The sequence below is a fragment of the Sinorhizobium terangae genome, assembly GCF_029714365.1.
In the GTDB taxonomy this organism is placed as follows: domain Bacteria; phylum Pseudomonadota; class Alphaproteobacteria; order Rhizobiales; family Rhizobiaceae; genus Sinorhizobium; species Sinorhizobium terangae.
Genome location: NZ_CP121659.1, coordinates 807,477 through 829,805, shown reverse-complemented (window position 1 = coordinate 829,805; position 22,329 = coordinate 807,477). Strand labels below are relative to the sequence as shown.

Here is a 22,329-nt window from a genome sequence, read left to right as displayed (position 1 = left end):
TGAAGCAATCAGGCTTCGTAGCTCGTGCGGACCAGTTCGTCGAGAAGGCGCACGCCGAAACCGGATCCCCAGGACTGGTTGATCTCGTCGGTCGGCGAGCCCATGGCCGTTCCGGCGATGTCGAGATGTGCCCAGGGCGTATCCTTGACGAAGCGCTTCAGAAACTGGGCAGCCGTCACCGAACCGCCGTGGCGCCCGCCCGTGTTCTTCATGTCGGCGAACTTGCTGTCGATCATCTTGTCGTATTCCTTGCCGAGCGGCATCCGCCAGAGGCGCTCCTGCGTCGCGGTTCCGGCTGCGAGCAACCGTTCGGCCAGGCGATCATCGTTCGAGAACAGACCCGCATAGTGGCTGCTGAGTGCCACCATGATCGCGCCCGTAAGCGTCGCGAGATCGATCATCGCCTGCGGCTTGAAGCGATCATTGCAGTACCAGAGCGCATCGCACAGCACGAGCCGGCCCTCGGCATCCGTGTTGATCACCTCGATCGTCTGCCCGGACATCGAGGTAACGATATCACCCGGCCGCTGGGCGCTGCCGTCCGGCATGTTTTCGACGAGCCCAATGATACCGACTGCGTTGACGTTTGCCTGCCGCGCGGCGAGCACATGCATCAGGCCGGTGACCGCCGCGGCGCCGCCCATGTCGCCTTTCATCTCCTCCATGCCGGACGCGGGCTTGATCGAGATGCCGCCCGTGTCGAAAACGACGCCCTTGCCGACAAAGGCGATGGGTTTTTCTTTCGCCTTTCCGCCTTTCCACTGCATGACGACGAGGCGCGGCGGCCTGGAAGAGCCCTGGGCAACGCCGAGCAGTGCGCCCATTCCAAGCTTCTTCATCTCCCGCTCGGTGAGGACCTCCACTTCCACGCCAAGCTTTTCCAGTTCCTTCGCCTTGGCGGCGAATTCCACCGGCCCGAGCACGTTGGCCGGCTCGTTGACGAGATCGCGCGCGAGAAAAACGCCTTCGCCGACTGCCTGAGCGACGGCGAACGCCTTCTTGGCGGCGATCACCGTACCGGTGACGATCGTGACCTTAACCGGTTTCTGCTGAGATTTTGGCTCGTCGTCGGATTTCTTGGTCTTGTAGCTGTCGAAGGAGTAGGCATTCATCTCCATGCCAAGAGCGAAGTCGGCGGCAGCCTTGCCAGTGACTTCGACACCGGGAGCATCGAGAAAGACAGTGACTTTTTCGGCGGAACGCAGCTTCGCTGCAACCGCGCCGCCGGCCTTCAGCCAATCATGATTCGTCAGCGCGGAAGGATCGCCGAGCCCGAGAAGGAGAATCCGATCGGCCGACGATCCATGAGGAGCGACGATGTCGAGTGTCGAGAGCGCTTTGCCCGTGAACTTGCCGATCTTGGCCGCTTTCGGTAAAACGCCTTCCGGATCGGCGACTGCCGCACCGGCCGCTTCCTTGGCGCCGGCGACCTGAAGAAGAACCGCAAGGCCACCAGCGGGGCGGTGGGACTTACTGAAAGCGAATTCGAATTTCATCGGCATTTAACAACTCCGGGCATTTCTGATTGGATCCGCCCGCTCTGTTACCGGACGGTTACAGTGACAAACATTCGCGACGCCGGCCACCGTCAAAGCTGTGGCGCGCACCCTTCTCGCTTTTCAGCCGCTTGGCAAGATGCCCACACGTGTTTACATGCAGTTAACCGCAGTTGTTCGCCTTATATTATCCCTGTTGTTCGAGAATCGGATTCCTGGGCACAATCGGCGGAGACCCGGTCGGTCGTGAGTGAGCATTGAGCAAGCTCGGGAACGCGGATGAAAGACTTGAGCAGGATTTGGACCGGATACGGACATGAAGCTGGTTGAACGCTACATCTTCCGACGCGCCGCGACCATGTTCCTCGCAACGCTCCTGCCGTTGATGGGTATCGTCTGGACGACTCAGGCCCTCACGAACGTGAACCTGGTCACCGATAGCGGCCAGTCGATCTTCGCCTTCCTGAAACTTGCGACGCTGATTCTGCCGTCGGTCGTTCCGATCATACTCCCGTTCGCGCTCGTGATCGGCGTGACGCAGACGCTAAGCGCAATGAATACCGATTCGGAGCTGACGGTGCTGAATGCAGCCGGCAGCTCCCGCATGTCGATCATCCGGCCGGTCATCTATCTCGCCGCGGGATTAAGCGTGCTGTCCTTCACGATCGACAATTTCGTCGAGCCCTATTCACGTGTCGCCGTGCGCCGGATGATCGCGACGGCGCATGCCGACCTTCTCTCCGCCGTGGTCCAGGAGAGCGCCTTCCGCAAGATCACCGATGGGCTTTATGTCCAGGTCGGCGCCCGCCGCAGCGGAGGCGTGCTGCAAGGCATCTTCGTTGCCGATTCGCGCAATCCGAATTTCGAGCTCGTCTATTATGCTCGCGAGGGCGCCGTGGACGAGGAAAGCTCGGCTCTGGTGATGAAGGATGGCGAGGTCCACCGCAAGCTGCCGGATGGTGGCGTCTCCGTCATCAAGTTCGACTCCTATGCCTTCGACCTGACCGACATGACCAAGGCAGTGGGCGAGGCCAACATCCGCGCGAAGGATCGCGACCTTTTCTATCTGCTCAACCCCGATCCGAACGACCCGGCCTACAAGCGGGCGCCGCTAGCCTTTACGGCGGAGCTCCATAAACGTTTCACCGAATGGACCTACCCGCTGCTGTTCGGCCTCATTGCACTCGTCTTCAGCAGCGATGCGCGCTCTCACCGCGAAGCGCGCGTGCACCCGATGATCAGCGCGCTCGGAGCGGCGCTTGTGATCCGATGGATGACGTTCTATGCGGCCAACAGCGCCGAGGAGTCTTTCTGGTTCATTCCGCTCATGTATTTTGTTCCGCTGGCAGCCGGCGCACTTGCGATCCATCAGTTGGTCAGCAATCACCGGCTCGACATACCGATGACATGGCGGGAAAAACTCTCCGAACTCATGATACGGCTACGCTTCATGCGGCCGGCGGGCGCTGACGGGGAGCAGGCCTCATGATGCTCAACACGCTCGGACGCTATTTCTTCAAGCGCTACACGATCACGACCTTCTGGTTCCTCGTCGGGATCTTCGCGCTGATCTTCATCATCGATTTCAGCGAACTTGCCAGCCGCATGTCAGCACTCCCCCACTACACGGTGAGCGGCGCGCTGCTGATGACGACGTTTCGCATCCCGACGATCATGCAGCAGACAGTCCCCTTCATCGCGCTCTTTGCGGCGATGGCAGCATTGATCTCGCTGAACCGCCGCTATGAATTGGTCGTCACGCGGGCAGCCGGCATTTCCGTCTGGCAGTTCCTTCGACCCTTCGTGCTCGGGGCGTTTCTTTTCGGCCTGCTCGCCGTGGCTGTGCTCAACCCGCTTGCAGCCTGGGGGACGAAGAAAGCCGAGGCGCTCGAAGCCGAGTGGGGCTCGTCCCGTTCCGCCCAAGCAAATTCGATTCCCTGGCTCCGCCAGATCTACGACGGCACAGACACGATCATCGGAGCGCGCTCCGTTCAGAACGGCGGAACGGAGCTTATCAACGTCACCGTCATCCACTTTGATCCACAGGGTACGATCATCAAGAGGCAGGACGCGAAGTCCGCGAAGCTCGAAGATGGTTACTGGTTACTTAACGACGTGACGGAAACCGGCGGCGGAAAGCTGCCGCGTCGTCAGGAAACGGCACAGCTTCCCACCAACCTAAAGGCGGAATTCGTTCAGGAGCGCTTGGCAAAGGCTGATTCCATTCAGTTTTTTGAGCTTCCACGGAAGATCGACGTAGCGCGATCCTTCGGCTTTTCCACCAACGCCATGGAGACGCAATTCCACTCGCTGCTCGCTCTGCCGTTGCTGCTTGTGGCGATGACTCTGATCGCGGCATGCGTCTCTTTGAAATTTAGCAGGTTTAACCAATCACGCTCCGTAATTCTCGGTGGAATCCTCTCGGGCTTCGTGCTTTATGTCGTCACCGTGCTTGTCAAAGCATTCGGGAGCAGCGGTATTGTGCCTCCGTTCGTTGCAGCCTGGTTGCCAGTTGTTGTAGCGATGGCGCTGGGCTCGACGATTCTACTACATCAGGAGGATGGCTAGTGGCGGCAGGCAACCGCAAACGCACGAAGCTGATCAATGCTGCCCTGCTTTCAGGCGTGGCATTGCATACACTTGCCATGGGAATGAATGCGCCTGCCCTGGCGCAGGACACATCGGCACGAATCGATTCGCTGCAGCCGAACATCCCGGCTGACGCAAAGCTGCTGCTGTCCGCCAATGAGCTCATCTACAATCGCGACGCGGAAACCGTCACTGCGCGCGGTAGTGTTCAGATCGCGTACGGCGGCTACAGAATGGTCGCCCGTCAAGTCGTTTACGACCAGAAGTCGGGGCGAATCATCGCGACCGGCGAGATCCAGCTGACCGAACCGGACGGCAATGTTGTCTACGCCGACAAGATGGATGTCACCGACGACTTCGGCAACGGTTTCGTCCAGGCCCTGCGGATCGAGACGACCGATTTGACGCGGCTGGCGGCCGAGTCCGGTGAGCGCCGCAACGGCGAGGAGTTCATCCTCAACAAGGCCGTCTATACCGCTTGCACGCCCTGCAATATCAAGCCGGAGCACCGTTCGCTATGGCACATCAAGGCGGAGCGTGTGATCCAGAATGGCAGGACGCACACGATTCGGCTTGAACACGCCTATTTCGAGCTTTTCGGCAAACCGATCGCCTATATTCCGGTAATGGAAATCCCGGACCACACGGTCAAGCGCAAGAGCGGGTTTCTGTTCCCGAAGTTCCGCTATACGCAGAAACTTGGCGCCGGTGTGGGCGTCCCTTACTACTGGGCGATCTCGCCCTATATGGATGCAACCGTCACAGCAACGGGGCTGACGCGGCAAGGCTTCCTGCTCGAGGGCGAATTCCGTCAGTCCTTCCATAATGGCTTGCACACGCTGAACGTAGCCGGCATCAGCCAGCTCGACAGAGGCAAATTCACGCCCGATACCGTCGATGCCCAGGAGACCAACCGCGGGATGGTGGCGTCGAAGGGTGAATTCGAGATCAATCCGCGCTGGTCATTTGGCTGGAACGTTCTCGTCCAATCGGACGCCAACTTTGCCAAGACCTATGATCTGGAGAGCTTCGACGGCACGACCTACACCAATCAGGCCTACCTGACCGGCCTCGGCAAGCGCAACTACTTCGACCTGCGCGCCTTCTATTTCGACATCCAGGACGCCGACCCCAACAGCCTCGAGGAAAATCAGCAGCCTGCGGCTCAGGTCCTCGACTACTCCTACTTCGCGCCGGAATCCGTCCTGGGCGGCGAGCTCAGCGCAGACGTGAACCTCACGAACATCAAACGCAACCGACTGGACAGCATTAACGTTCTCGGCGTCGAGCGCTTCCGCGGCCTTGAAGGCACCACGCACCGTCTGAGCGCGGACCTCGAATGGAAGCGGACATTCATTGCGCCCGGCGGTCTCGTATTGACACCATTGCTCGCGGCACGCGGCGATGCCTTGGGCCTCAACATGGATAACCCGGGCCCCGCTTACACCGGCGACTACACGAATAGCGACGCGGTAACGCGGCGCATGCTGACCGCAGGCTTGGAGGCACGCTACCCGATCCTCTTTGCCGGTGAGAACAGCAGCCACGTGCTGGAGCCGATCGGGCAGATCTATGTCCGGCCGGACGAACAGCATGCCGGCGGGCTCCCCAACGAAGACGCACAGAGCTTCGTCTTCGATGCGACCAACCTTTTTGATCGCGACAAGTTCTCCGGCTTCGACCGTATCGAAGGCGGAACGCGCGCCAACCTCGGCATCCGCTATACCGGAAGCTTCGACAATGGTTACGGCTTGCGCGCCATCGCCGGCCAGTCGTTCCACCTCGGCGGGCTCAACTCCTTCGCAACCGACGATCTCGTCAAGGTCGGAGCGGATTCGGGACTGGAAACCAAGAGTTCGGACTATGTGGCGATGGTCGGCATCGACGCGCCCTACGGCCTGATGGCAAGTCTCTCCGGGCGACTGGACGAGGACGACTTTGCCCTGCGCCGCGCCGACGCCACGGTCGGCTATCTTGGCCTGAATTGGCAGGCGGCCCTGACCTATACGCGGATCGAAGCACAGCCGACCTATGGCTCGCCCTCCGACCAGGACGAGATCCAGACGGCCGCTGCCTACCGATTCCAGGATTACTGGTCGGTGTTCGGAGCATTGACCTATGACATCAACAATGATGTCATTTCCCGCAATGGCTTCGGCATCACCTATGACGATCAGGATACGTTGTTCTCGATTGTCTACACGCAGGAGCGCGATACCGACAGTTCGGTCGCGAACGACTGGTCGATCGGCGCTCGCATCAGCTTCCGCACGCTTGGCGACATCAACGTCGGTGACACCACGTTCGACGAACTGGACTTCTACTGAGGTCCGCACCGGACGCCCATGACCTTATTCTGCCAGCTGCGCGTCCAGAAGACGCGCAGCACCTAAGGTTGATCATGTGGTCTTGTCATCCTTTGGCCGCATGTATTATGCATTTCCTCCAACTGACACAGGGAAGGCGCAAGCTGGCGGTCCAACGCGGACCACAGGCGGTTGGGGCGCGGGACGGACAGGGAAATATGATGGGCGGGAAATCGATCTTGAGGGTGATACCGGCGCTGGTGCTGGCCGGCACGCTGAGCGTCGCTGCATACACGACGGCACTGGCCGCAAGCGGCGTCAAGGTGATCGTCAACAATGTCGTCATCACCTCAGGCGACATTGCCAAGCGCGCAGCCTTCCTTCGCCTTCAACGCCAAGGAGGCGGCGCCGAGGAAGCCAAGCGGCAGCTTATCGACGAAGTGCTGAAGCGCGGCGAGATCGCGCGCGTCCAGCAGTCGGTCAGTACCCAGGACGTTGACGCCGCCTTTGCGCGGTTTGCAGCGGGAAACAAGATGTCGACCGACCAACTCGGCAAGATCCTCGATCAGGCCGGTGTCGGCGTCGATCATTTCAAGCAGTTTATCGCCGTTCAGATGAGTTGGCCTCGCGTCGTCAATTTCCGCTTTGGCAACGCCAATCGCCTCTCCGGCGGCGACCTTGTGAAGCGCATGATGGAAGGCGGCGGCAACAAGCCTGTGACGACAGAGTATTTCCTCCAACAGGTCATCTTCGTCATTCCTGAATCCAAGCGCGGCGCGATTACGGCAAAAAGGCAGGCCGAAGCGAACGCGTCGCGATCGCAGTTCCCCGGTTGCGAGACATCCAAGGTCTTTGCGGCCAATTATCGCGACGTATCGATTCGCAACCTCGGCCGCGTGCTTGCCCAGCAATTGCCGGAAGATTGGAAGCCGCTCGTCGAAAAGGCCGGCGACGGCATGACGACTGGCACGCGCGTCACCGAAAAGGGTGTCGAATATCTTGCAATCTGCAAGAAGCGTCAGGTCAATGATGATACCGCCGCCGAAATCGTCTTCCGCGCCGAGGACCTGGGCAAGAAGAAGGCCGGCGGCGAAGACCCGAACAGCGCGAAATACCTCGAAGAGCTGCGTGAAAAGGCGCAGATCATCAACAAGTAACGGGCGACCATGAGCAAGACGAGCGGCAGGCCGATCGCCCTGACGATGGGCGATCCGGCCGGTATTGGCCCGGATATCAGCCTGGCTGTGTGGGCAAGGCGCGAGACGCGGGCGACGCCGCCTTTCCTCTTTATTGGCGATCCTGCAGTGCTCTCGGCCCGCGCAAAGGCTCTCGGCCAGGCGGTGCGGATAACGGAAACCGATTGTCTTGACGCCTGTGCGGCCTTCGCGAACGCCTTGCCCGTATTGCCGGTGCGTTGCGCTGTTCCGGTTGTCGCCAGCGAACCCGACCCGGCCAACGCCTCCACCGTCACCGCCGCCATCGATACCGCCGTGCAGCTCGTCATGGCTGGCCAAGCCACGGCTGTAGTCACCAACCCGATTGCGAAGGCCGTGCTCTACGAGGCCGGCTTCCGCTTCCCCGGCCACACCGAATATCTTGCGCATCTCGCTGAGCAGACAACCGGGACTCCCGTCCTGCCGGTGATGATGCTGGCCGGACCGAAGCTGCGCGCGGTTCCCGTCACGATCCATATTCCGCTCAAGGATGTTCCCGGCGCGCTGACGCCGGAACTGATCCACCAGACCTGTACGATAACGGCCGCAGATCTCCGAAACCGCTTCGGCTTGGCGAGGCCGCGCCTTGCCGTCGCCGGTCTCAATCCGCATGCAGGCGAAGGCGGTGCGCTCGGCCTCGAGGACGATGCCCTCATCCGTCCGGTCATCGACCGGCTCCGCGCTGAGGGACTGGATGTCGTCGGCCCGCTCCCGGCCGATACCATGTTCCACGACCGTGCCAGGGAGACCTACGACGCGGCGATCTGCATGTATCATGACCAGGCATTGATACCGGCGAAGGCGCTGGGCTTCGATGACAGCGTGAATGTCACGCTCGGGCTGCCCTTCATCAGAACGTCGCCGGACCACGGCACCGCTTTCGGCATTGCCGGAAAGGGCGTCGCGCGCGAAGACAGCCTGCTTGCGGCGCTTCGCCTCGCGGCGGAGCTCGCCGCCAATACGGAAGGGGCGCATCGCTGATGGCGGCGCTTGACGGTCTGCCGCCGCTCAGAGACGTCATCCAGCGTCACGGTCTCGATGCGAAGAAGGCGCTCGGCCAGAACTTCCTGCTGGACCTCAATCTCACCCAGAAGATTGCCCGCACGGCCGGTCCGCTCGACGGCGTGACCGTCATCGAAGTCGGCCCGGGACCGGGCGGCCTCACAAGGGCGATCCTGGCGCTGGGCGCCAAAAAGGTGGTGGCAATCGAACGGGATGCCCGCTGCCTGCCGGCGCTCGCCGAAATCGCCGCCCATTATCCTGGGCGGCTCGACGTGATCGAGGCCGACGCGCTGAAGATCCCCTTCGAAACGCTCGCCAACGGTCCGGTCCGTATTATCGCCAACCTGCCCTACAACGTCGGAACGCAACTTCTCGTCAACTGGCTGCTGCCGGAGCAATGGCCGCCGTTCTGGCAGTCGATGACGCTGATGTTCCAGCGCGAGGTGGGCCTCAGGATTGTGGCGGGTGCCGACGACGATCATTACGGCCGTCTCGGCGTTCTCTGTGGCTGGCGGACCAAGGCGCGCATGGCCTTCGACGTCTCGCCGCAAGCCTTCACGCCGCCGCCCAAGGTCACCTCGTCAGTCGTCCATCTGGAGCCGATCGCCGATCCGATCCCCTGCTCTGTCTCCGCGCTCGAAAAAGTGACGCAAGCGGCCTTCGGGCAACGCCGCAAGATGCTGCGCCAGAGCCTGAAAAGCCTGGGTGGCGAGGCGCTGTTGGCAAGAGCGGATATCGATCCCCAAAGGCGCGCCGAAACGCTGACGGTCGATGAATTCTGCCGATTGGCGAATTGCCTCAACGGTTAAACGCTGCCCCCCGCTCGATCAAAAGGGGTTTTCCGTCAGCAGTCCGTTGACGAATTCGAACAGGCCGGGACGGCGGTCGCGGCGCAGGCGTTCGGCTTCCACAATCGCCCGGACAGCGGAGAACGCCCGGTCGAGATCGTCGTTCACGACGATATAGTCATATTCGCGCCAGTGCTCGATCTCGGCACGCGAATTAGCGAGCCGGGTCGCAATCACGTCCTCACTATCCTCGGCGCGCCGGTGCAGCCGCGACTGCAATTCGGCCATGGACGGCGGCAGAATGAAGATCGAGACGACATCGCCGCCCATCTTTTCCTGCAATTGCTGCGCGCCCTGCCAATCGATGTCGAAGAGCATGTCGCGGCCTTCGGCCATCGCCGCCTCGACCGCATCGCGCGGGGTTCCATAGAAGTTGCCGTGCACCTCCGCCCATTCGAGGAGCGAGTCGGTCGCGCGCAGCGCCTCGAATTCGCGGATCGACTTGAAGAAATAATGCCGTCCCTCGATCTCGCTCGGCCGCCGCGCGCGCGTCGTCACGCTCACCGAGATGCTGAGTTCCGGATCGGCCTCGAGGAGGTTGCGGGCGATCGTCGACTTGCCGGCGCCCGACGGCGACGAAATCACGAGCATCAGCCCACGGCGGGCGATCTTAACGGGCGAAGCGGTCGCCGATTTCATGTCTTACTCCAGATTCTGAACCTGCTCGCGAAACTGATCGATCACGACCTTCAACTCGATTCCGGCGGCCGAAACGGCGGCGGCATTCGACTTCGAACAGATCGTATTCGATTCGCGGTTAAATTCCTGTGCCAGGAAATCCAGCTTGCGGCCGACGGGACCGCCCTTTGCGAGAAGATCCCGGGCAGCGGCGACATGCGAACCGAGACGGTCGATTTCCTCTCTAAGATCCGCCTTCGTGGCAAGCAAAGCGACCTCCGCATGCAGTCTTTCGCGGTCGAGCGAGGACGCGCCCTCCATTAACAGCGCCACCTGCTGCGCCAGCCGTTCGGCGATCGCGGAAGGGCTTCGGGACGGGTCGCTCTCAACGCCAGCCCTCAATTGCTCGATGCGATCCACATGCGCAAGCAGGATCTGCCCGAGCGCCGCTCCCTCCTCTTCGCGCATGGACCGCAGGTCTTCAAGGGCGAGCGCCAAACCGGAGAGGATATCGGCGTCGCGCGCGACACGCTCGCTTTCGCTTTCCTCCGGCTCCCGAAAGTCGACGATGCCGCGGATCGAGAGCAGCGTGTCGAATTTCAGCGGCGCCGGATCGACGAGATCACCAAGCTGCTCGCGCAGCCGCAATACGGCCGACAACGCGCCCTGGTTGACCACGGCCTCGACGGCGGCCTCGCCCCCGCTCACGTTGAGTCCGATTTGCAGGTTGCCGCGAGCGAAATATTCCGAAGCAAGGCGCCGGCAGTCGGGCTCGAAGCGTTCAAGGCCCTGCGGCAAGCGAAGGCGAACATCGAGCCCCTTGCCGTTAACCGACCGCAATTCCCAGGCCCAGCGATGGCGTCCGCTGCTGCCCTCTCTCCTCGCAAAGCCAGTCATCGATTGGAGCGGCATCATTACCTCCGTCCGCTGCAGCATGTTTCCCGGGATCGGAACCGTTTGAGGGTGAAACCATACAGCGTCTCAAGCTGCGACGGCGACCCTTATGCATCGGAAGCGACGCACGACCCTGCAGTCGCAAAAGCAATAGGGCGACGGCGCGGCATCCCGCAAGGGATATCCGCACCGCACCCTGTCCGTCCACAATAAGGGCCTGTTACTGTGCCTCCGCCGGCGTCACCGTCGGCTCGGCGGCTGCGGCCGCCTCCGCCGCCTTGGCTGCCTCTGCCGCCTTCTCGGCCTCAAGCTTTCTCCAACGCCTTACGTTTGCGTTGTGTTCGTCGAGTGTCGCTGCAAAGACATGGCCGCCTGTTCCGTCCGCCACGAAATAGAGTTCCGGCGTGCGCGACGGGTTGGCAACGGCCTCGAGGGCCGCGCGGCCCGGATTGGCGATCGGCGTCGGCGGCAAGCCTTTGATGAGATAGGTGTTGTACGGCGTTTCCTTATCAAGGTCCGACTTCAGGATTGCGCGGTCCGCCGGCTTCCCCTCCCCGCCGAAGATGCCATAGATGATGGTGGGGTCGGATTGCAGCCGCATGCCCTTTTCGAGGCGGTTGATGAAGACCGACGCCACGCGCGGCCGCTCGTCCGCGCGGCCCGTTTCCTTTTCAACGATCGAGGCCAGCGTCACGAACTCCTCAACGGTCGAGACCGGAAGATCGGGGTCGCGCATTTTCCAGATCTGATCGACCAAGGCCTTCTGCGCCGCAACCATCTGCTGAACGATCTCGGCGCGCTTGGTGCCGCGGGTGAATTTGTAGGTGTCAGGCTTGAGCGAGCCTTCGGATGGCAGATCCTGCGGCAGATCGCCGACCAGCACCGGATCGTTGGCGAGCTTGTTGAACATCTGCTTGACCGTCAGCCCCTCCGGGAGCGAAACGGAGTAGAGGATCGACTTGCCGGACTTCAGCAATTGCATGATTTCTTGCATCGACGATCCGGCCTTGATCTCGTATTCACCCGCTTTCAGGGTTTCGTTGTCGAGATAGGCCTCAGACACGAAACGGAACACGCGTCCGTCGGTAATGATGTTGTTGCGCTCAAGGCCGCTGGCAATTTCGCTGATGCCCGCGCCATTGCGAACAATGAAGTTCTTGTTGGCTTCCAGCGGGCCGGGCTTTTCATATTCGTGCATCGCATAATAGACCGCGCCGGCGGCTGCGAGCGCCACGAAGACGATTACCGTCATCACGAAATTGAGAAAGATGACGACCTGACTGCGCGCCTTGCGGGAACGCTTCGGCGGTTGCGGAACCTTTTCGGGGCGCAGGGCCTCGCTCGCCGATTTCGGGATGATCGGCCCGTTGCTCCCGGTTTCATTGCGGCCGAATTGTACCGCGCTGTTATCGTCTGAGTCGCTCACGATTATCCCGAATCCGAAATCCGCAACCTCAATCAAGCTGCCACCGATGCGAATTTCGGCTTAAAACCGACGGCAAGCTGAATGTGTCAGAGCAATGGATATTCTACAAATTGTCAGAAATGCCTTGCGCGAACATAGTCTCGGCGTCGCCGCCCAGCGGCGGCGAATCCTCCGATTACAGCTTGTAGCGAGCAATGCGGCAAAAAGCAGGATCACAAGCGGTGTTTGAAGTGCACCGGAGGGTCGGAAGCGGTCTCCGACGCAAATGCCGATCCTCGGCAGAACCAGCCGAGGATCGGCATTGTCGATCGCATCATAAAGCCGATGGTTAGTTGCCGTTATAACGGCGCAGCACCAGTGAGGCATTCGTGCCGCCGAATCCAAAGGAGTTCGACAGCGCGACGTTGATCTCCCGCTTGCGCGCAACATGCGGCACCAGATCGATCTTCGTCTCGACGGAGGGATTGTCGAGGTTGAGGGTCGGCGGAGCGATATTGTCGCGAATCGCGAGCGCCGAGAAGATCGCCTCGATCGCGCCGGCGGCGCCAAGCAGGTGCCCGATTGCCGACTTGGTCGAGGACATGGATATCTTGGACGCGCTGTTGCCGACCAGCCGCTCGACCGCGCCGAGCTCGATCGTATCAGCCATCGTCGAGGTACCGTGTGCATTGATGTAGTCGATGTCGGCGGCCATCAGGCCGGCACGCTTCAATGCCATTTGCATGCAACGATAGGCGCCGTCACCGTCCTCGGACGGAGCAGTGATGTGGAAGGCGTCGCCCGACAGACCGTAGCCGACGATTTCGGCATAGATCTTGGCGCCGCGTGCCTTCGCATGCTCCAGTTCTTCGAGGATGACTACGCCTGCGCCCTCACCCATGACGAAACCGTCGCGATCGGCGTCATAGGGGCGCGATGCCTTTTCCGGGTTATCGTTATGCTGGGTCGAAAGCGCCTTGCAGGCGGCAAAACCTGCGAGCGAGATGCGGCAGATCGGCGATTCCGTGCCGCCCGCCACCATCACGTCGGCATCGCCGAGCGCGATCAGCCGGCTCGCGTCGCCGATCGCGTGCGCGCCCGTCGAGCAGGCCGTCACGACCGAATGGTTTGGGCCACGCAGCTTGTGGCGAATGGAGACCTGACCCGAAGCGAGATTGATCAGACGGCCGGGAATGAAGAACGGGGAGATACGGCGCGGGCCCTTGTCGCGCAGCGTATACCCCGCATCGACGATGCCCTCGAGGCCACCGATGCCGGAGCCGATCAGCACGCCGGTCGCGATCTGGTCTTCATCGCTTTCCGGTTTCCAGCCGGCGTCGGCCAGCGCCATGTCGGCGGCCGCCATCGCGTAAACGATGAAGGGGTCGACCTTGCGCTGCTCCTTCGGCTCCATCCAGTCGTCGGCATTGAAGGTGCCGTCGGAGCCGTCACCGAAAGGAATACGGCAGGCGATCTTGGCAGGAAGATCCTCAACCTCGAATTCGGTGACCTTGCGCGCAGCGTTCTGGCCCGCGATAAGACGCGACCAGCTGACTTCGGTTCCGCAACCCAAAGGAGATACCATGCCGGTACCGGTGATAACGACACGTCTCATAAACCGTGACCCACCCTGACTGTTCAGTTCCAGAGCCGGACCGGACCACGCGTGACGACCCCGATCCGTGCATCCATTGTAAATTTCTCATGTGACGATCAGAGGGAAAGGCGGGAACGCTTTGCTGATCGAACCCGCGGTCGACGCAGGTCAGCCCACTTCCCCTGGGCTGGTACGGGCCGCACAGGCGGCCCGTCAAACGGCCGGGACCGTAAAGATCAGGCCTGAGCCTTCTCGATGAACTTGACGGCATCGCCGACGGTCAGGATCGAATCTGCCGCGTCGTCCGGGATCTCGACTCCGAATTCTTCTTCGAATGCCATGACCAGTTCGACGGTGTCGAGCGAGTCCGCGCCGAGGTCATCGATGAAGCTTGCGCCTTCGCTGACCTTTTCGGCGTCGACGCCAAGATGATCAATAACAATTTTCTTCACGCGTTCTGCGATATCGCTCATGTCGGAGTTCCTCGACCTTCGTTTCTCTGCGGCGCCATTCTTGGCGCCGTCACTTTCAATCAAGCCTGATAGACCAAGATGGTCCGCCGGGCAATCCATCCAACCGAACCCGCGGAAACCCAAGGCAGCCAGGGCTGCCGGACACCTGGCCGGACCGGTCGACTGCGCACAGTCATGGCCCGATTAACATGGTTTAAGTCTGCCGCAAAGTGCGAAAATGCCCGACATTCGCTTGGTCAACATTGAATTTCAGGCATTTGGCACCGACCAGTGAAGGTGGCGATGCAGGTGCCCGCGACAGGCCGCGCGCGCCGTTCCTCACCGGTGTCGGATCAGATCATCGCCATGCCGCCATTGACGTGAATGGTCTGGCCGGTGACGTAACCTGCTTCGTTCGAAGCAAGATAGGCAACGGCGGATGCGACCTCGGCACCCGAGCCCATGCGCCGCATCGGGATCGCACCCATGATACTCTCCTTCTGCTTGTCGTTAAGCTTACCGGTCATCGCGCTTTCGATGAAGCCCGGAGCGACGCAGTTGACGGTAACGTTACGGGTGGCGATTTCCTGCGCGAGCGACTTGGAGAAGCCGATCATGCCAGCCTTCGAGGCACAATAGTTGGCCTGCCCGAGGTTCCCGGTGACGCCGACGACGGAGGTGATGTTGATGATGCGGCCGAAGCGGCGACGCATCATCGGGTGAGTGAGCTCACGGGTCAGGCGGAACACCGCCGTGAGGTTGACCTCGATGACGCTGTCCCAATCTTCATCGCTCATGCGGACGAAGAGTCCGTCCTTGGTGATGCCTGCATTGTTGACGAGGATATCGACGCCGCCGAGTTCAGCCTCCGCCTTCTCGCCAAGCGCCTTGACTTCGGCGCGATCGGAAAGGTTGGCGGGGAAGATCTGAACACGCTCGCCAAGTGTGTTGGCGAGCGCCTCAAGCTTCTCGACACGCGTGCCGTGCACACCGACGATGGCACCCTGTGCGTGCAGGATGCGGGCGATTTCCTCGCCGATGCCGCCGGACGCGCCGGTGACGAGAGCCTTGCGGCCGGAAAGATCAAACATGGGCTTGTTCCTTATAACTGGGGCGCTCAGGCCAGAAGGGCAGCGAGCGCCGTGTCAATATCGGCGGGCGTATTGACGGCGATGCCGTTGACAGTCTTGTCGATCCGCCGGGCAAGTCCCGTCAGCACCTTGCCCGAGCCGATTTCATAAAGCGTCGTGACATTGTTGGCCGCGAACCATTCGACCGTCTCGCGCCAGCGTACCTGGCCGGTCACTTGCTCGACGAGCAACCGGGCGATCTCGCCGGCATCACTCACGGGAGCAGCCAGAACATTCGCCACAAGCGGAACGGAAGGATCGCGCTTCTCGACCTTGGCAAGTGCATCACGCATCGCGTCAGCGGCGGGCGCCATCAGCGAGGAGTGGAAAGGTGCGGAGACCGGCAGCATCAGCGCGCGTTTGGCGCCCTTTTCGGAGGCAAGCGCCGCTGCCTTCTCCACCGCCTGCTTCTCGCCCGAGATCACCAGCTGTCCACCGCCGTTGTCGTTGGCGATCTGGCAGGAGCCGAGCGCTGACGCTTCGCGGCAAACCGCGTCGACGTCCGCATGTTCCAGGCCGATGATGGCAGCCATCGCGCCTTTGCCGACAGGGACGGCCGCCTGCATCGCATTGCCGCGAATGCGCAGGAGCCGTGCCGTGTCTGCAAGCGAGAAAGTTCCGGCAGCGCAAAGCGCGGAATATTCGCCGAGCGAATGGCCGGCGACGAAAGAGACTTTGTTCTTGAGATCCAGGCCCCTGGCTTCAAGCACGCGGATCACGGCCATGGAGACGGCCATCAGCGCCGGCTGCGCGTTTGCCGTCAGCGTCAGCGTTTCCTCCGGTCCGTTCCACATGACGTCCGACAGCTTTTCGCCAAGCGCTTCATCGACCTCGGCGAAGACGGCTGCCGCCTCCGGAAAGGCGTCCGCCAGATCCTTGCCCATGCCGACAGCCTGGCTGCCCTGCCCGGGGAACGTGAATGCAATGCTCATGGGATGCCCCTCCCTGGATCACGAAACGAGCGAACCAGAACTCTCGCGATCGTTTCTCACATTGGAACGGATGCCGGCGAAGCCCGCCTCATTGCTCATCCGCGCCATTTTTCCTCTCCATTCACATTCCTGAACAGCGAGTCAAGCGCAGAGGCTGACCTTCGCGGTTCCCGGCGGGCTTTTGCCCTTGATCTTCGTCAATCAAGGCGTAAGTTTGCCGCGCATTGCTGCCGCGCCGGTCAACAAGCCATGAAACCGCGGCCCCTTCAATTCATTTGGCGGCGCGCCTCTCCCTCCTGCCGGCGCAAACCCGCCTTCCACGAGGAATGTTATTTCATGCGCTACAACACGCTGGGCCGCACAGGCATCAAGATTTCCGAGATCTGCCTCGGCACAATGACCTGGGGCTCACAGAATACGCAGACCGAAGCTCATGCGCAGCTGAATTACGCCTTCGACCGTGGCGTCAATTTCATCGATACGGCCGAACTCTACCCGACCACGCCGCTTTCGGCCGAAACCTATGGCAACACCGAACGCATCATCGGGAACTGGCTGGCGGCGCGCGGCCGGCGCGACGATGTGGTGCTCGCGACCAAGGTGGCCGGCCCCGGCCGTCCTTATATCCGCGACGGCGGACCAATGACGCCGGAAGCAATCGAGGAGGCCCTGAATGCCAGCCTCAAGCGGCTGAAGACGGACTATGTCGACCTCTATCAGCTTCATTGGCCGAATCGCGGCCATTATCACTTCCGCAATGCCTGGTCCTACGACCCGTCGAAGCAGGACAAGGAGCATGTCGCCACCGACCTGAAGGCGATACTCGACAAGCTTGGCGAACTCGCGAAGGCCGGCAAGCTTCGCGCCATCGGGCTTTCGAACGACACCGCCTGGGGCACCATGAAGATGCTCGATCTCTCCGACAAATATGGCCTGCCGCGCATTGCGACGATCCAGAACGAATACAATCTGCTCTATCGGGCCTACGACCTCGATCTGGCGGAGCTGTCGCATCACGAGGATGTCGGCCTGCTTGCCTATTCGCCGCTTGCGGCCGGTCTCCTCACCGGCAAATATCTGGGGGGCGGGAAGCCCGCGGGATCGCGCCTGTCGATCAACGGCGATCTCGGCGGGCGCTTCACGCCGCACCAGGAGCCCGCCGTCGCCGCCTATGCGGCGCTCGCCCGCGAGCATGGCCTCGACCCGGCGCAGATGGCGATTGCCTTCTATTTGACGCGCCCATTCATGGCTTCGGTCATCATCGGCGCGACGTCGATGGAACAATTGAAGACCGACATCGGCGGCGCCGGCATCACGCTCTCGCAAGATGTGATGAACGGCATCCGGCGCCTTCATCGGCTCTATCCGGCGCCGATCTGAGCCGCCCCCACTGTGAAGCGAGGGCTTAAAGCGCGTCGCGTTCAATCGGACTCATGCGGCGCGCTTTAGGTCCTTGCTTTTATGCATGTCGTTGTCCCAAAACCGCTGCACACTTTTGGCCGACATGCACTAAGCAGCCATCTGGCGGCAGCTCTCGGCGCAGCGCCAGCAGGCGTCGGCGCATTCGGTCATGTCACCGATGCGCTCGCAATCCTTGGCGCATTCGGTGGAGATCTCCGCGCATTCCCGGCACAGATGCGGGTGGTGAGGGCTTCCGATCAACATGAAATGCGCCGCGGTCCGGGAGATCTCGGCGCAGGCTGCCATCAGCCTGAAATGCGCCGGTTCGGTATGCTCGCCGCCTGCCTGGAGGCAATGGTTCATCGCGGTCGACAAGCAGACGGAATAACAGTCCAGGCAATTGTCGATGCAGGCTTGCATTCTTGGATCAACATGGGCCATCGTCGGCTCCCGCTGTTTTGAGTTGCCGATATCCAACAGCAATGCCCGGCGATTGTTCCGGCAGGCACCCGGCGGCTCCCGGACGGCGAAGTTCGGATCGCGGCTTGCATTTCGGCGGAAAATCCGTATAAGCGCGCTGTTCGAAACACCCGGTCTTCTGGCTGGTGGCTGAACGGAGGGCCGGTTTCCCGCGTTGGAAGCCGCCAGGAATGCAAGGCATTCCGGCCTCCCGTGTCTCCGCTCTCGACCGTCTCGATACAACACTTTCTTGCCGGCCGCCTCGCGGCCCTTAAGAACAGTCGTTGAGGCTTAGCCGCCGAGGTCCGGGCTGATTAACGCAAGAAAGGCAAGCCACAATGGCTCTTTATGAACACGTATTCCTTGCCCGGCAGGATATCACGCCGCAGCAGGTCGATGCCCTCGTCGAGCAGTACAAGGGCGTCATCGAAGCGAACGGCGGCAAGGTCGGTCGCGTCGAGAACTGGGGCCTGAAGTCCCTCACCTACCGCATCAAGAAGAACCGCAAGGCTCATTACGTCCTGATGGACATCGATGCTCCGGCACCGGCCGTCCACGAAGTCGAGCGCCAGATGCGCATCAACGAAGACGTCCTGCGCTACATGACGATCGCCGTCGAAAAGCACGAGGAAGGCCCGTCCGCGATGATGCAGAAGCGCGATCGCGACGATCGTCCCCGCGGCGAAGGCCGTGGCCCGCGCGAAGGCGGTTTCGACCGTGGCCCGCGTCCGGACCGTGGCGACCGTGAAGACCGTCCGCGCCGTCCGCGTGAAGACCGCGCGTAACCCGAAGCTTAGGAGATAAAAACAATGGCTGAAGTTTCTTCCGCTCCGGTACGCCGTCCGTTCCACCGTCGCCGCAAGACCTGCCCCTTCTCGGGCGCAAACGCTCCGCGGATCGACTACAAGGACATCCGTCTCCTGCAGCGCTACATTTCCGAGCGCGGCAAGATCGTTCCGTCCCGCATCACGGCGGTTTCCCAGAAGAAGCAGCGCGAACTCGCCCAGGCGATCAAGCGTGCACGTTTCCTCGGCCTGCTGCCCTACGTCGTATCGTAAGGCGAACTGACTCTCCGTCAGTCGATTGACTCGACGGAAGCTCGTTCCGAGGCAAGGCATTTCCGCACCGTAAGTGCCTTGCCTCTCTCCCTTCCGCGGTGGGCGCGGATCGGAACCGGCGCATGCGCCAAAATCCCATGTTGGGGCTTCATTTGACCCCTAACTGCGTTGAAGCAGGACAGCGAACGTGAATATCTGGAACAGGACATCGCTGATCACCGGCGCGCTTGCCGGCATTACCGCCGCCCTTCTGTCGATGGGCGCGAACACGCAGTCGTCCTTTGCGATCGTTCTCTACGCCGCTTCCGCACTGCCCATCCTGATTGCCGGCCTCGGCTGGGGCAACGCGGCCGCGGTCGTCGCCATCGTCGTTGCCGGCGCGACTGCCGCCACGCTCGTTTCCGCCTATTTCGCGCTGCTGATTCTGCTCGTGACGCTTGTCCCGGCCGGCTGGCTCAGCCACCTCGCGAACCTTGCGCGCCCGGCCTCCGAGCTCGGCGGCCCCGAAGGCGCGCTTGCGTGGTATCCGTTGTCCGACATCCTCGGCCATCTCGCCGGGCTCGTTACCGTCGGCATGATCATCGTCGGCTATATCGTCGGCTACGATTCCGACGTCTCGGACCGCATGATCGACATGGTGATCGAGGCTGTGAAGGCGCAGGAGCCGCTCTACAATCCGGATGCCGCGGCGATCGCCCAGATCAAGTCGATGTTCACGCTCGCCCTGCCGCTCGTGCAGGGCGCGATCTGGGTGCTGATGCTGTTTGCCGCGTACTATCTCGCAACCCGGATCGTCCAGATGTCCGGAGGGTCACTGCGTCCGCGCGAAGACATTCCGTCGTCGTTGAGGATGCCCCGCAATGCCATTTTCGTGTTTCTCGCCGGCCTGGTCCTCGCCTTTCTCGGCGGAGCGCCGGCGGCGATCGGCGCCCTGATTTGCGGCACGTTCGGCGCAGGCTTCCTGCTCTCGGGCTTTGCCTCGTTCCATTTCCGCACGCGTGGCAAGTCCTGGCGGCTTCCCGTTTTGTGGATCGCCTACCTGTCGGTGCTCGTCTTCACGATCCCGGCCGTGTTTTTCCTCCTGTCCGGCCTGACCGACACCCGACGCACCATCGCGGTTACGCCGACGGGAAAAAGCTGACCAACGAACCAACGACAAACTGAAAGGAAATCAAAATGGAAGTCATTCTCCTTGAACGCATCGCCAAGCTCGGCCAGATGGGCGAAACCGTAAAGGTTCGCGACGGCTTTGCACGCAACTACCTGCTGCCGCTCGGCAAGGCGCTGCGCGCCAACGCCGCCAACAAGGCACGGTTCGAATCCGAGCGCGCAACGCTCGAAGCCCGCAACCTCGAGCGCAAGTCCGAAGCCCAGAAGGTCGCAGACAAGCTCGACGGCAAGTCCTTCATCATCGTCCGCTCTGCTGGTGAAACCGGCCAGCTCTACGGCTCGGTTGCGGCCCGCGACATCGTCGAGACGCTTGCTGCCGAAGGCTTCAACATCAACCGCAACCAGGTCGACCTCAACCACCCGATCAAGTCGATCGGCCTGCACAAGGTGACGCTGCACCTGCATGCGGAAGTCGAGATCGGCGTTGAAATCAACGTTGCCCGTTCGGCCGAAGAAGCTGAGCGCCAGTCCAAGGGCGAAAGCCTGACGTCTGCCGACGCCATCTACGGCGTCGACGAAGACGCCCTGAAGCCGGAAGACTTCTTCAATCCGGAAGCTGAGTTCGAAGCCGAAGAAGAATAAGCTTCGCCGCAGACCCGAATTGAGAGGCCCGGATCCAGCGATCCGGGCCTCTGTCGTTTGTCGCGACTGCCTCTAGCAGATCACCACTATCTTTGTCGGATGCGCCGATCAGCTGGCGGATGCGAATGCCGCTCGCGGCTCTGCCGACTTGTCGACCTTCACGACGACTGAAAGTCCCGGCGCCAGCAAGGCCGCCAGCGGTTGACCCGGATCGACCGCGATACGAACGCCAAGGCGCTGGGCAACCTTGGTGAAATTGCCGGTCGCATTGTCGGGCCGGATGATGCTGAATTCCGATCCTGCGGCCGGAGAGAAGCGCTCGATATGGCCTTGCAGCACCTGCCGATTGAGGGCGTCCACGGAGATGGTCACCGCCTGGCCGATCTTCATGCCGTCAAGCTGTGTTTCCTTGAAATTGGCGACGACCCATACGTCGCCCGGAACGATTGCGAGCAGACTAGTCCCGGCCGCGACATACTGACCGACGCGGGCGCCGATCTCGCCGAGCCTGCCGTCGCGCGGCGCCACGATCCGCGTATTGTCGAGATCGATCCGGGCTAGCTCGACCGCGGCCTGCGCGCCGGACACCGAGGCCTCCAGACCGGCGCGTGCCCCACGCGTGGTCGCAAGTGACTGCCTCGACACTTCAAGATTCGCCTTGGCCTGATTGACGGCAGCCACTGCCTGCTCGAAGCCAGCGCGCGACTGGTCCGCGTCGCTGCGCGTGGCGACGCCCTTTTCGGCCAGGGGGCGAATGCGGTCCCACGACGCTTTCGCGGTAACCAGGGCTGCCTGAGCGCTGTCGAGTTGCGCTTCGCTGGCCTCGATCCCCGCCTTTGCCGACAGCTCCTGCTGGAACGAATTCGCGAGCGCCGCGCGCTGCGCCGCAAGCGTCGCCTTCGCCTGGGCGAGTTTTTGCGCGTAGATCCGATCATCGATCCTGACGAGAAGCTGGCCGGCCCTCACCTCCTCGTAGTCCTTGACGGGCACTTCCGCCACGTAGCCGGAAAGCTGGGGGCTGACGATCGTCACATAGCCGCGGACATAGGCATTCTCGGTGGTTTCGACCGAGCTGTCGAAGGGCGGCAAGCGCCAAGCGTAGAGAACGAGCGAGAGGCCGGCGAGGCCGGCAAGAAGGACGATAAGCGTGGTGGCAGAACGAAGATTTTTCAGCAT

The 22,329-nt window shown here is 61.7% G+C and carries 21 protein-coding genes; 11 read left to right on the top strand and 10 right to left on the bottom strand.

All coding sequences use genetic code 11. The features are described 5' to 3' along the window. Positions 1–8 precede the first annotated feature (8 nt). Positions 9–1,502 carry a leucyl aminopeptidase gene (locus QA637_RS03905; protein ID WP_153441487.1) on the bottom strand — a complete coding sequence of 498 codons (1,494 nt, stop codon included), beginning with the start codon at positions 1,500–1,502 and terminating at the stop codon, positions 9–11. A gap of 310 nt (positions 1,503–1,812) precedes the next feature. On the opposite strand from QA637_RS03905, the gene lptF reads away from it, so the two are divergent. From lptF to rsmA, 6 genes are all read left to right on the top strand, one after another. Continuing rightward, positions 1,813–2,985, top strand: a complete 1,173-nt coding sequence (gene lptF / locus QA637_RS03900; protein WP_283063659.1) for an LPS export ABC transporter permease LptF — start codon at positions 1,813–1,815, stop codon at positions 2,983–2,985. After that, positions 2,982–4,064, top strand: a complete 1,083-nt coding sequence (gene lptG, locus QA637_RS03895) for an LPS export ABC transporter permease LptG (protein WP_153441489.1) — start codon at positions 2,982–2,984, stop codon at positions 4,062–4,064. The genes lptF and lptG overlap by 4 nt, the downstream gene beginning before the upstream one ends. Continuing rightward, on the top strand, positions 4,064–6,412 hold the full coding sequence (locus QA637_RS03890; RefSeq protein WP_184108524.1) for an LPS-assembly protein LptD: 2,349 nt from the start codon (positions 4,064–4,066) through the stop codon (positions 6,410–6,412). The genes lptG and QA637_RS03890 overlap by 1 nt, the downstream gene beginning before the upstream one ends. A 197-nt stretch (positions 6,413–6,609) precedes the next feature. Next, on the top strand, positions 6,610–7,548 hold the full coding sequence (locus QA637_RS03885) for a peptidylprolyl isomerase (protein ID WP_167528343.1): 939 nt from the start codon (positions 6,610–6,612) through the stop codon (positions 7,546–7,548). Between the two features lie 9 nt (positions 7,549–7,557). Continuing rightward, entirely contained in the window at positions 7,558–8,586 is a 1,029-nt protein-coding gene (pdxA, locus tag QA637_RS03880; RefSeq protein WP_283063656.1) for a 4-hydroxythreonine-4-phosphate dehydrogenase PdxA, read from the top strand. After that, positions 8,586–9,416: a 16S rRNA (adenine(1518)-N(6)/adenine(1519)-N(6))-dimethyltransferase RsmA gene (rsmA, locus tag QA637_RS03875; protein ID WP_283063654.1), complete on the top strand. Its 831-nt coding sequence runs from the start codon at positions 8,586–8,588 to the stop codon at positions 9,414–9,416. Before pdxA ends, rsmA begins: the two co-directional genes overlap by 1 nt. A gap of 18 nt (positions 9,417–9,434) precedes the next feature. Here the strand turns inward: rsmA and gmk are convergent, their stop codons facing one another. From gmk to fabD, 7 genes are all read right to left on the bottom strand, one after another. Further along, a complete protein-coding gene (gmk, locus tag QA637_RS03870) occupies positions 9,435–10,094 on the bottom strand; it encodes a guanylate kinase (protein WP_153441494.1) in 660 nt (219 codons plus the stop codon). Between the two features lie 3 nt (positions 10,095–10,097). Next, on the bottom strand, positions 10,098–10,985 hold the full coding sequence (locus QA637_RS03865; RefSeq protein ID WP_283064865.1) for a YicC/YloC family endoribonuclease: 888 nt from the start codon (positions 10,983–10,985) through the stop codon (positions 10,098–10,100). 202 nt (positions 10,986–11,187) lie between these two features. Next, entirely contained in the window at positions 11,188–12,393 is a 1,206-nt protein-coding gene (mltG, locus tag QA637_RS03860) for an endolytic transglycosylase MltG (RefSeq protein WP_283063652.1), read from the bottom strand. A 328-nt stretch (positions 12,394–12,721) separates the two neighbouring features. Next, complete coding sequence (gene fabF, locus QA637_RS03855) at positions 12,722–13,987, bottom strand: beta-ketoacyl-ACP synthase II (RefSeq protein WP_153441497.1); 1,266 nt, start codon at positions 13,985–13,987, stop codon at positions 12,722–12,724. Positions 13,988–14,205: 218 nt separating this feature from the next. Continuing rightward, a complete protein-coding gene (locus QA637_RS03850) occupies positions 14,206–14,442 on the bottom strand; it encodes an acyl carrier protein (protein ID WP_003531676.1) in 237 nt (78 codons plus the stop codon). A gap of 332 nt (positions 14,443–14,774) precedes the next feature. Then, complete coding sequence (gene fabG, locus QA637_RS03845) at positions 14,775–15,512, bottom strand: 3-oxoacyl-[acyl-carrier-protein] reductase (protein WP_283063564.1); 738 nt, start codon at positions 15,510–15,512, stop codon at positions 14,775–14,777. Positions 15,513–15,538: 26 nt separating this feature from the next. Next, positions 15,539–16,483: an ACP S-malonyltransferase gene (gene fabD / locus QA637_RS03840; RefSeq protein WP_283063562.1), complete on the bottom strand. Its 945-nt coding sequence runs from the start codon at positions 16,481–16,483 to the stop codon at positions 15,539–15,541. A gap of 336 nt (positions 16,484–16,819) precedes the next feature. On the opposite strand from fabD, the gene QA637_RS03835 reads away from it, so the two are divergent. Further along, entirely contained in the window at positions 16,820–17,863 is a 1,044-nt protein-coding gene (locus QA637_RS03835) for an aldo/keto reductase (protein ID WP_283063560.1), read from the top strand. Between the two features lie 129 nt (positions 17,864–17,992). Here the strand turns inward: QA637_RS03835 and QA637_RS03830 are convergent, their stop codons facing one another. Next, positions 17,993–18,325, bottom strand: coding sequence for a four-helix bundle copper-binding protein (locus tag QA637_RS03830; protein ID WP_153441501.1), 333 nt, complete (start codon positions 18,323–18,325; stop codon positions 17,993–17,995). Between the two features lie 356 nt (positions 18,326–18,681). Here QA637_RS03830 and rpsF point away from each other — a divergent pair, with 356 nt between their 5' ends. The 4 genes from rpsF to rplI all read left to right on the top strand — a co-directional run bounded on the left by rpsF (position 18,682) and on the right by rplI (position 21,153). Next, a complete protein-coding gene (gene rpsF, locus QA637_RS03825; RefSeq protein WP_034854248.1) occupies positions 18,682–19,128 on the top strand; it encodes a 30S ribosomal protein S6 in 447 nt (148 codons plus the stop codon). 24 nt (positions 19,129–19,152) lie between these two features. After that, positions 19,153–19,401: a 30S ribosomal protein S18 gene (gene rpsR, locus QA637_RS03820; protein ID WP_025426448.1), complete on the top strand. Its 249-nt coding sequence runs from the start codon at positions 19,153–19,155 to the stop codon at positions 19,399–19,401. 187 nt (positions 19,402–19,588) lie between these two features. Then, complete coding sequence (locus QA637_RS03815; protein ID WP_283063537.1) at positions 19,589–20,542, top strand: YybS family protein; 954 nt, start codon at positions 19,589–19,591, stop codon at positions 20,540–20,542. Between the two features lie 35 nt (positions 20,543–20,577). Then, a complete protein-coding gene (gene rplI / locus QA637_RS03810; RefSeq protein WP_153441502.1) occupies positions 20,578–21,153 on the top strand; it encodes a 50S ribosomal protein L9 in 576 nt (191 codons plus the stop codon). 108 nt (positions 21,154–21,261) lie between these two features. Here rplI and QA637_RS03805 read toward each other — a convergent pair whose 3' ends face one another. Continuing rightward, positions 21,262–22,329 (bottom strand): HlyD family secretion protein, encoded by a 1,068-nt coding sequence (locus tag QA637_RS03805; protein WP_283063536.1) that lies wholly within the window; start codon positions 22,327–22,329, stop codon positions 21,262–21,264.

Coding starts and splice junctions, on each gene's coding strand:
- QA637_RS03905 (WP_153441487.1), bottom strand. CDS start 1,502: ATGCCGATGAAATTCGAATTCGCTTTCAGTAAGTCCCACCGCCCCGCT.
- lptF (WP_283063659.1), top strand. CDS start 1,813: ATGAAGCTGGTTGAACGCTACATCTTCCGACGCGCCGCGACCATGTTC.
- lptG (WP_153441489.1), top strand. CDS start 2,982: ATGATGCTCAACACGCTCGGACGCTATTTCTTCAAGCGCTACACGATC.
- QA637_RS03885 (WP_167528343.1), top strand. CDS start 6,610: ATGATGGGCGGGAAATCGATCTTGAGGGTGATACCGGCGCTGGTGCTG.
- pdxA (WP_283063656.1), top strand. CDS start 7,558: ATGAGCAAGACGAGCGGCAGGCCGATCGCCCTGACGATGGGCGATCCG.
- rsmA (WP_283063654.1), top strand. CDS start 8,586: ATGGCGGCGCTTGACGGTCTGCCGCCGCTCAGAGACGTCATCCAGCGT.
- gmk (WP_153441494.1), bottom strand. CDS start 10,094: ATGAAATCGGCGACCGCTTCGCCCGTTAAGATCGCCCGCCGTGGGCTG.
- QA637_RS03865 (WP_283064865.1), bottom strand. CDS start 10,985: ATGCCGCTCCAATCGATGACTGGCTTTGCGAGGAGAGAGGGCAGCAGC.
- fabF (WP_153441497.1), bottom strand. CDS start 13,987: ATGAGACGTGTCGTTATCACCGGTACCGGCATGGTATCTCCTTTGGGT.
- QA637_RS03850 (WP_003531676.1), bottom strand. CDS start 14,442: ATGAGCGATATCGCAGAACGCGTGAAGAAAATTGTTATTGATCATCTT.
- fabG (WP_283063564.1), bottom strand. CDS start 15,512: ATGTTTGATCTTTCCGGCCGCAAGGCTCTCGTCACCGGCGCGTCCGGC.
- fabD (WP_283063562.1), bottom strand. CDS start 16,483: ATGAGCATTGCATTCACGTTCCCCGGGCAGGGCAGCCAGGCTGTCGGC.
- QA637_RS03835 (WP_283063560.1), top strand. CDS start 16,820: ATGCGCTACAACACGCTGGGCCGCACAGGCATCAAGATTTCCGAGATC.
- QA637_RS03830 (WP_153441501.1), bottom strand. CDS start 18,325: ATGGCCCATGTTGATCCAAGAATGCAAGCCTGCATCGACAATTGCCTG.
- rpsF (WP_034854248.1), top strand. CDS start 18,682: ATGGCTCTTTATGAACACGTATTCCTTGCCCGGCAGGATATCACGCCG.
- rpsR (WP_025426448.1), top strand. CDS start 19,153: ATGGCTGAAGTTTCTTCCGCTCCGGTACGCCGTCCGTTCCACCGTCGC.
- rplI (WP_153441502.1), top strand. CDS start 20,578: ATGGAAGTCATTCTCCTTGAACGCATCGCCAAGCTCGGCCAGATGGGC.
- QA637_RS03805 (WP_283063536.1), bottom strand. CDS start 22,329: ATGCTGAAAAATCTTCGTTCTGCCACCACGCTTATCGTCCTTCTTGCC.